Source organism: Phocaeicola sp. RTP21198st1_B8_RTP21198_201120 (assembly GCF_040929485.1).
Taxonomy (GTDB): Bacteria; Bacteroidota; Bacteroidia; order Bacteroidales; family Bacteroidaceae; genus Phocaeicola; species Phocaeicola dorei.
The window spans coordinates 1-8,518 of the sequence record NZ_JBCOCI010000061.1 but is presented as its reverse complement, the minus strand read 5'-3'; the positions used below and the strand labels follow the sequence as shown (position 1 = coordinate 8,518).

At 42.4% G+C, this 8,518-nt stretch carries 4 protein-coding genes; 2 read left to right on the top strand and 2 right to left on the bottom strand.

Annotation, left to right across the window (positions count from 1 at the left end; genetic code table 11):
- Window positions 1-4,320, bottom strand: a 4,320-nt coding sequence (locus tag AB5935_RS17625; protein ID WP_368327508.1) for a translocation/assembly module TamB domain-containing protein, incomplete at its 3' end; no start/stop codon positions are given.
- A gap of 64 nt (window positions 4,321-4,384) precedes the next feature.
- Window positions 4,385-4,948, bottom strand: a complete 564-nt coding sequence (locus tag AB5935_RS17620; protein ID WP_007835551.1) for an HdeD family acid-resistance protein — start codon at window positions 4,946-4,948, stop codon at window positions 4,385-4,387.
- Between the two features lie 193 nt (window positions 4,949-5,141).
- On the opposite strand from AB5935_RS17620, the gene AB5935_RS17615 reads away from it, so the two are divergent.
- Both AB5935_RS17615 and AB5935_RS17610 read left to right on the top strand, forming a co-directional pair.
- Window positions 5,142-6,593: a Na+/H+ antiporter NhaC family protein gene (locus tag AB5935_RS17615; protein WP_007849012.1), complete on the top strand. Its 1,452-nt coding sequence runs from the start codon at window positions 5,142-5,144 to the stop codon at window positions 6,591-6,593.
- A 111-nt stretch (window positions 6,594-6,704) separates the two neighbouring features.
- Window positions 6,705-8,081 (top strand): C1 family peptidase, encoded by a 1,377-nt coding sequence (locus AB5935_RS17610; RefSeq protein WP_007835544.1) that lies wholly within the window; start codon window positions 6,705-6,707, stop codon window positions 8,079-8,081.
- Window positions 8,082-8,518 lie beyond the last annotated feature (437 nt).

Genomic DNA, 8,518 nt, shown 5'->3' with positions numbered 1-8,518 from the left:
GTCATTAGTCTGATTATATCCTCTCAAACGGAAATCTCCGTTTTTTGTCAATAACCATATCGCTTCAAAGTCTCCTACGAAATTGCTATTTGCCATCACATTCTCCTTATAGCCGAAGTTTCCATTTATCATTAGCCTGTTATTCAATAACCTGCCGGACAACATAGCTTCTGCTTCCACATCTGTCCAACCTTTTTCACCGGTACTCAGGTTGGCGCCTATGTTCCAGTTTTTATTGCCCATCCATTGGGACAACATATTGTTCAGCTGACCGGAAAGTGTACTGAAGGCTAAAGAACTGGTTGCATTAGAGGATTGGTCATTATTGGCATAATCATAGGTGTAGAACTTACCAATTCCCAGCAAATAAATAATCTGTGTATTCATTTGTTCTTCCGTACTGGTAGCACTACGTACCAATTCCCGGTCTTCCTCGCTTACAGTGGGCAGTTCCAAATCGAATTTAATATCCGGATTGGATAAATTTCCAGTCAGATTCATCAGACAGTTTACCTTCACCGTACCTTGGTTGCGCGAGGGATCTACTACCAAATCACTTAAAGAAGCAGAATTAACCGTGTATACCGCCTGTAAATCAAGATTCGCCTGATAAGGGTCACCTGAGAAAGTCACCGTGCCACCTGATTTCAAGGTAAAGTCCTTGCGTATTACTTCCTGCATGCTTAGTTTATACATACCTTGATCTATGACATAGCTACCGAACATACGGAAATCACCTTTATTGAAAAAATTCACTTGCAGATTTCCATTTCCGGTTGCTGTAATATTATCTCCCGCTACAGGATCCATGATAATTTTCATGGTAGCGTTGGGAGTTGCTTCTATCAACATATTGATGCGGAGATCCATAGGAGGTCCGTCTTCCTCTTTAGTCTTACGCACATTAGAGTGGTGGTAAAGATCGGTTTCCACATCATCGTGAATGCGCTTGGGAGTTTTGTCTACAAAAGTAATAAACTGGTTGCTCGCTGCTTCCGTGGTCACTCCGGTTATATAAGTGAAGCTGGTATTGCTGCCTGTAGTCAGTGAAGCGTCCACTGTCATCGCATTATTTCCACCATCCAGCACCACATTTCCTGTACCATATACTTTTCCGTAAAAAGGCATATTCCCGGCTTCGTAGGTATTGTACATCAACAGGTTGTTGCCTCGTATATTGAAATGGTACATTAGATTTTTCAGCTTTGTGTGATGCAGATAACCATTTACCAGTCCGTCATGTCCCTCACGGTCATAGACTTTTACATTCCTGAAATCCAGACTGCCCGAAGATATATGTATGGAGTCATCCCGGATTTGGAAATAGGTGTTCAACACATCAATTTTAGCATCCATTTTGGCCCGCACTTCACCTTCCAGATCCAAATGCTTGAAATCACCATATAAACGGACATTCCCGTTGACACGACCATTTATTTCACTGAAAATTCCTTCTATAAAAGGTTGTAAGAATCCCAGATTCGTACTATCTGCCCGAATCAACAGGTCAAGACCTTTTAACTTGGGAGAGACATACCCTGTCACATGAGTGGAGGAAATTCCTTTTTCCGCTATTTGGGCATCCAGTCGTACTCCGCCCAATTCCTTATCCCATACACCTGTAATATCGGCTTCTCCTAATAAAGAACGGTTCAGACAGAAATTGTGCACATTTAGACGGGTTCGCATCACGGGGTTCTTCATAACACTTTTCAAATGAACCTTTCCAGTTACAAGTCCACCAAACTCTACATCGTCAAACTGCACGATATCCAGTACATAGTCCAGCTTGATATTTCTCAAATCCACCCAGCAGGAATCACTTTCTTTCTTGGTCAGTTTACCATCTATCCTTAAATATTGGTCTTCATGTTCAAACAGGAAATTATTAATGAATACGCGTCCCGAATCTATGGCGATATGCGAAGGATGAATGTTCCATACCGTATCATTTAGCACTACTTTTGTGGGCTGTATGTTTATATCTGCCTGAAGAATAGGATGGGGGCCTTCCGTTTTGAAGAAACGGGTATCGGCGGCAAATTTACCACCGTAAGTCACATCAGTATTGTTTCCCCAGTTAATTGTTGTTTCCAAATGATCGTTTTTAGCATTGGCTTCCACTGAGAAGTTAAGCATTGCACCACTTTTCATTAACATACCGCCTCGCAGTGAGCATTTGAACCGGTCGGAAGGATTCTCACAAAATAAAACGCCTGAATCATAACGTGTTCCATTGTATCTGAATTCCGGAAAATGTCCTTCTACGTGCAACTTCTCCTCGCCATCGTTAAAATATCCTTTTAAAGATGCCGGCAAATATAATTCCAATGGAATCTGAAATAATTTGGATAGCACTTCGGTATTCTCCAAGCAGATATCAAACTGGAAGTTATTATGAGGCTCGGGCATATTATCCTTTATTGTCAGTAAGGACGGAATATAGCGTTGTACCGTCTTTACCACGCTGGCCGGAATGGTGTGGTAGGAATAGTCACCGCGTATCACTGCTGTCATGAAGGATGAATTTATGCGCAACTCTTTTTCACCGCTTACCTGTCCGGCTGTAATAGTCAGATTGTCAAGAAAACACCCTCTTTCATCGGGAGCGTTTAATTGCAGGCTGTCCAATGAAATACGCCCGTTCATGTCGTCAATGGATTTGCCGGTGAAATCGGCCGTGAGTCCCAGCGATATACTGGCATTCTCATATTTGTCCGACAAATGGAGGTCGTGGGGGCGCAGGTTCTTTACGGATGCCTTCAGATTAAAGTCAGGGATTGTTTTGGCAACATTGAAATTACCGTCTATCTGGACAGAACCGTTTGCGTCGTCCATGGACAAGCGCCCGTTAAAGCCTCCATCCTTATATACGCCATCCAACATGATATTTTCATATTGATATTGACTATATTCAAAAGAAGATATGATTCCTTTGATGTATGACTCCGGATACCGGTTCTTATAGTTGAAACCTTTCAGTTCCACATTGAAATCCACCTTGCCGAATTTCTTTTCCTGATTAAGTAATTTTCCCAAATCCAGGTCAGCACTTGCCACACTACCCGAATAGGTTCTGCTCATGCTTTGTTCATCAATGCTCATCATCACGTCCGTTTTCACCATGCCTGCCCCTGTATAGAACAAGCCTGTCAGTGTGAGATCATGCAGATAGCCCGCCGCTTCCCCGTTAAAACGAATATAGTCCAAACGTTGCAAAATGGGAGGAACCTTTCCCGTCAGGTTCGTCATCAGAACGTTTATGCCCTCTTTCGTCATGATCAGGTTACCCAGTTTGCCGTAAATGTACATATCCATGCCTGCATCCCAGTTACTCAGGGCCGCTTCCCCTGCAATCATCAATCCGTGGTGGTTAGCCAGCTGCAGGGTGGGGCAGTCCAAATGCTTGCCGTGACCGGAGAAAACAAGATTTAGATCCAACGGTTCTTCAAAACGTGACAAGGCAGGCACAAAAGGAGCCAAATCTTTCAGTATAACTGAAGCCTTCAAAGAGCCATCGTATCTTACATTTTCTGTCATTTGGGGCAATTCGGGCAGGCTGTCATACTTCAAGGTCAGACTATCTATCTTTAAAGCGGTATTTGAAAGTTCCACACCAAAATCCTTAATATCCAAACGTTTATTGTTGGCTGTAACTTTCATGGCAAATTTCTGCAATGAAAAACCACATTGTTCGTCAAAGCTGACCCGCCGGATGGCAGCATTCAACGAGTCGCTGCGCAATGCTTTCAGTGAAAGCGTTGCAGCGAGATTTTTTATCGATAGATGATGGGCATTGAACTTTCCGGGAGTTTCCGGTTCCGATAATATATCGTATGTCACTCTGCCACGCCTTATCAACACGGAATTAATTCGTAAATCCAAATTAGATTTTGTTTTAACCGTATCTTTGGATGCGAAAGCGTCTAACACAAACTGGAAATTAGGGGCAGATTCTGGAGTTTCCCGGTTCAAATTGACCGTAAATCCAAAAAGCTGGACACTGCTGATGGTGACTTTACCGTTCAGTAAAGGAAGAAGATCGAATTTTGCCGACAAGCGGGCTACTTTCAGCATCTCCTGATTCTTCCGGTCATGCAAAAGGACATCTTCCACAATGATGCGGTTCAGCAAACCCATATCAATCCGTCCTATAGAAACCTCCGTATTCAGTATGTTTTTTAATTCCTTAGTTACAAAAACAGATAATTTGCCCTGAACATACGGTATGTTCAGCAGCACAATTATTCCCAGGTAGACACCAATCAGTGTACCTAGCAGAATACGCACAGTGTACTTAAGACTCTTACTAGAAATCATTGTTTATTTTGGGCTAACAAAAATACGAATAACGTACGACGTAGCCCAAAATAAACGATTTTTTTTACTTGTTTTTATGCAATCTTTTCAACTCGAAGGAGAAAATGACACGGAAACATCCGATAATAAGGAAAGTGATGGACAGCATGTAGAGCACGGTGACAGCGCCAAGTCCGGGTTGCCAGATGATAGCCATAGAGCAAAGAATGGCCAGAATGCCAAACACCAGATACCATCCCCAGTCCTTCGTGCCATAGCGTTTCAAATCTGTGGAATAGCCACACAATGTAAACCCTCTGAACATCAACCAAAAAGCGACAATAAACGGAATCAGCTCCATGCTGACCAACGGATAGAATACCAGATAAATACCTATCAGTAAATCAATAATACCTCCGGCAAGATACCATCCCCAACTGCTGATTGTTTTTTTGTTTCCGGCAGCAAAAAAGATTTCCAGAATGCCACTGACCAGAATCGAGATACTGAAGATGACACTCAGTGCCACATAACTGCTCACAGGAGCGAACAATAAACATAGTGCTACCGCAATGTAGAGCAAGCCCAGCAACAGGGACATCCACCAATTTTTTACAGCGTAGCCTAAGCCACCAACTAATTCATTCATATTTGTTAAGTTTTAGGTTATAATTTGAACTAATAACGTCCCCTTTGCAAAAAGGTTTACCTACAAATACAAAAAAAGTCTTTAAATACCGCCGATTGACTTTTAGAACTCAAAAAATATTCCGAACTTTGCACGCTGAAAACTAAATTGATAGTTCTATTTACATTTTGAATAAAAAATGAATAAAAAAAGAATGAAAGATAACAAAATCCCTTCACCGTTAGTATCCCTTTTACCCGTATTCGTACTTATTTTATTATTGTTTGTCACTATCCGTACATTTGGAAGCGATGCCTTGTCCGGTGGCAGCCAAGTCTGTCTGTTAGTGGCTACAGCAGTTTGTGTGCTGACAGGTATGGCGGGATTCCATCGTCCATGGAAGGACTTCGAACTGGCTATCACCAATAATATAGCCGGGGTAAGTACCGCACTTATTATCTTGCTGATCATCGGAGCTTTGTCCGGAGCATGGATGGTCAGCGGTGTAGTCCCTACATTAATATATTACGGCATACAGGTTATTCATCCTCATTTTTTCCTGGTATCCACTTGCATTATTTGTGCGGTAGTATCTGTCATGACAGGCAGCTCATGGACTACCATCGCCACTATCGGCATCGCACTGATGGGAATAGGGAAGGCGCAAGGTTTCAGTGAAGGTTGGATTGCAGGTGCGATTATCTCCGGAGCCTATTTCGGTGATAAAGTTTCTCCGCTTTCGGATACCACCATTCTGGCATCTTCCGTAACGGATACACCGCTGTTCACTCACATCCGTTACTTAATGATTACCACCGTTCCGTCACTTGTCATCACTTTGATAATCTTTACCATAGCTGGATTGTCACATGAAGCCACTGATACCGGTCATATCGCCGAATACACCCGTATATTGAGTGATAAGTTCCATATTTCATGGTGGTTGATGATTGTCCCCGTTGTCACAGCGATACTGATTGCACGTAAAGTGCCTTCCATCATCACTCTATTTGTTTCTACGGCTCTGGCTACCGTCTTTGCCTTGATTTTCCAGCCCGGACTATTATGCGAAATCGCCGGACAAGGAGCCGAAGGGATTGCCGCCTTGTTCAAAGGAGGAATGGGAATGCTTTATGGTGGAACCCAATTGGAAACCGGTAATGCGGAAATAAACGAACTGATATCCACTCGCGGAATGGCAGGTATGATGAATACCATCTGGTTGATTATCTGCGCCATGTGTTTCGGAGGGGCGATGACAGCCGGAGGAATGCTCGGCAGTATCACTTCTGTCTTTGTACGTTTTACGAAAAAGCGGGTAGGAATGGTGTCATCCACAGTTGCATCGGGCTTGTTCCTGAATCTTGCTACAGCAGATCAATATATATCCATTATCCTGACGGGTAATATGTTTAAAGACATCTATAGTGCAAACGGTTATGAAAGCAAACTGCTGAGCCGCACGACGGAAGATTCTGTTACAGTCACTTCGCCATTGATACCCTGGAATACATGCGGTATGACACAGGCTACTATCCTTAGTGTTCCCACCATTGTGTATCTGCCTTACGCCTTCTTTAACATTATCAGTCCCTTGATGAGTATCACAATTGCTATACTGGGATATAAGATAAAGAAAAAAGCAGAACAGCCGGGCCTGTCATAATAATGATAGGATCTGATGATTATATATCTTTCACGTGAAAGATTAGCAGGGTTCAAAAATAACTTGTACATTTACCCACCCTAATAAATCATTTTATATTTTTACAATAATATGAAGAAACACATCACATTCGCTCTTCTGTTTGCGGCTGCATTGACAGCCCAGGCACAGCAGGGAGGCATTTCAGGTGAAATGCTGAATCAAATCAAACAAAGTTATAAGGCAACCCCTGCCGACAAAGCCATCCGTAACGCCTTAGGCGGAACAAGTATCAACACGTTGGCATTGAACCAAGAGAACCGTGCCGATTTTGATACGGAATTTTCACACAAGGTGCTATCCAAGGGGATAACCGACCAACAATCTTCCGGTCGTTGCTGGCTTTTTACCGGACTGAACGTGCTCCGCAGCCAGATGATTGCCAAATACGGACTGGATGAGATGGAGTTCTCACAGAACTATTGTTTTTTCTACGACCAATTAGAAAAAGCAAACTTATTCTTACAGGGAATCATTGATACCAGTGGAAAGCCCATGGACGACAAAATGGTGGAATGGCTGTTCAAGCATCCTTTAAGCGATGGAGGACAATTCACAGGAGTTTCGGATATTATAGAGAAATACGGACTGGTCCCCAAGAGTGCAATGGTGGAAACTTTCAGCAGTGAGAATACCGGAAAGATGAGTAACCTGATAGGATTAAAACTGAAGGAATTTGGTTTACAACTACGAGAAGCTGCCGCTGCCGGAGTGAAGCCGGTCGAACTGGAAAAGAAAAAGACAGAAATGCTGGGAACGGTTTATCGTATGCTGGTGTTGACCCTTGGCGAACCTGTTTCCACCTTTACATGGAGTCTGAAGGGTGGAGAAGCGAAAGAATACACTCCGATATCTTTCTATAGAGAGTTCTTGGGAAATGATCTGACCAACAACTACGTGATGCTGATGAATGATCCCAGCCGCGAATTCTATAAATGCTATGAAATAGACTTTGACCGTCACCGTTATGATGGCAAAAACTGGACCTACGTCAATCTGCCTATAGAAGATATCAAAGAAATAGCCATTGCTTCCATCAAGGACAGTACCATGATGTACTTTTCTTGCGATGTAGGCAAGTTCCTCGACAGCAAACGTGGCCTGTTAGATCCTGATAATTATGATTACGAATCATTGATGGGAACCACCTTCGGCATGGACAAGAAACAACGTATCCAAACTTTCTCCAGTGGCAGCAGCCATGCTATGACCTTGATGGCGGTGGACTTGGATAAAGCGGGAAAATCGAAAAAATGGATGGTGGAAAACAGTTGGGGCAGTGCCAGCGGATACAGAGGACACCTTATCATGACAGATAAGTGGTTTGATGAATATATGTTCCGTGTAGTGGCAGAAAAGAAATATGTTCCTGCCAAGGTACTGGATATTTTAAAACAGAAACCTATCCGTCTTCCGGCATGGGACCCGATGTTTGCTGACGAAGAATAAGCGTCATCTCTTTACATTGTATATAATTTAAGCGGACTGTACAGAAAAGAAAGACTGTACAGTCCGTTTTTTATTCTAAGGCATTGTGTATGTCTGCCATTTTTACTTCTTTTTAACTTCTCTCTTGTAAAAAGAAACATAATAGGGAAAATAGGTTTGTTGCAGTGATGAGTTATTGTATAATGGGCTTGCAGAAAGGTGTTTCTTGCATATTTAGGTATAATAAAAAATGGGAATCTCTTCGTAAGAGAACCCCAAAGTCAAGTTAGATCTCTGATAATTGAATATTTACTGGTTTTGTCGTATGCTATTTTTATAAACGAGATGCGCCTGTTTGCAACTTTTTCTTATTTTTCTAGAACAAAAAATTGCGTTTAAAGCAAATATGGGCTATATTTGCACAAAAATGGGGTTCTCTTACGAAGAGAACCCCAAAA